This window comes from Bartonella sp. AA56HLJMS, from assembly GCF_042197145.1.
In the GTDB taxonomy this organism is placed as follows: domain Bacteria; phylum Pseudomonadota; class Alphaproteobacteria; order Rhizobiales; family Rhizobiaceae; genus Bartonella.
Genome location: NZ_JBHIRL010000074.1, coordinates 1 through 1,445, shown reverse-complemented (window position 1 = coordinate 1,445; position 1,445 = coordinate 1). Strand labels below are relative to the sequence as shown.

Below are 1,445 nucleotides of genomic sequence, written 5' to 3'. Positions count from 1 at the left end.
CCCTCCATTCGCCACCTTCATAGCTAGCTCCCCCTCCTAAATACATCGCTAGCGTCTGATGCAAGGAATAAAGCTGATTGCCCGTAATCGCCTCTGTCGAACCTTCAGAAATATCGCCATCTAAAACTGACTTCAGTTTGCTCTTACTTCTTTTATCTCCCTTCCCATGAAGCGCTACAAACGCACTGTCTTCATCACTCCACAACAACGCATTCTGCTCAATATTGTCTGAAATCTCATTATGAAGCTTTGTAAATGAATTGCTTACACCAGCAAACGCTTCCGCAATATTAGGGTAGCTATGCTCTTCTGGACTACCATCATCATTAAATGTCGTAACTTTGAAAGTAGGTGCTACCCATTGACCATCTTCATAGTGAGCTCCACCACCAAAATAAGTCGCCAGCGTCTGATTCAAGGAATAAAGCTGAGAGCCATTCACTGCTTCCGTCGAGCCTTCAGAAAGTGTGCCCGCTTTCACGCCAGAGAGACTACGTGCATCACCATTCATGTTTGAAATTGTGATTGCACTACCCTCTTTTTCATCACCTATCTTGATTACCTTTGTGGCATCATCCTGCTTAACAAGACTATCTCCTACAACTTTATTAATCTCATTCTGAAGCTCTTTGTGAATATTCGTGAATGAAGCCCCTACACCAGCAAACGCTTTGGCAACATCATCATAACTTTGCTCTTCAACGGCACTGCCATCTTCTTTGACGATCTTAACTTTGAAGCTTGGAGCAATCCATTGACCTTCCTTATATTCAGCGCCACCACCTAAATAAGTTGCAACTGTCTTATTCGTATCAAAAAGCTGAGAACCATTGACCGCCTCACTTGAGGCTTCCGAAAGCGTTCCTGCTTTCACACCGGAAAGAGTCCGTGCGGCACCATCAATATTCGAAAGCTTAACTTCTGTACCACTCTTTTCACCCCCTACACTAATAACATGTGTCTTTTCATCTTGTTTAACAAGACTATCTCCCACAACTTGGTTAATCTCATTCTTAAGCTCTTTGTGAATATTCGTGAATGAATTCCCTACACCAGCAAATGCTTTAGCAACATCATCATAACTTTGCTCTTCAACAGCACTGCCATCTTCTTTGACGATCTTAACTTTGAAGCTTGGAGCACTCCAATGACCTTCTTTATATTCAGCGCCACCACCAAAGGATTTAGCTATATTCGTAGCTGTTGTTTCAAGATTGTTAGATACACTGCTTACATTTTGATTGGTCGCAAAAAGCTGAGAACCATTGACCGCATCACTTGAGCTTGCAGAAACCTCTCCATTGGAAAGAAATGTAATCTTACTCTTGCTTTCCTTCTCTCCATGCGTCGCTACAAACGCCTCTGCGGCCTTATCCCACAACAGCGCATCGCCTTGAACTTCCTGAGTAATATTCGTGATGTTTTCAGTAAGTTCATTAAACTTA

General features: G+C 42.6%; 1 pseudogene. It reads right to left on the bottom strand.

The annotated features are described in order from the left end of the window. Positions 1–1,445: pseudogene (locus ACFINI_RS09870) on the bottom strand (hypothetical protein); the annotation flags it as partial.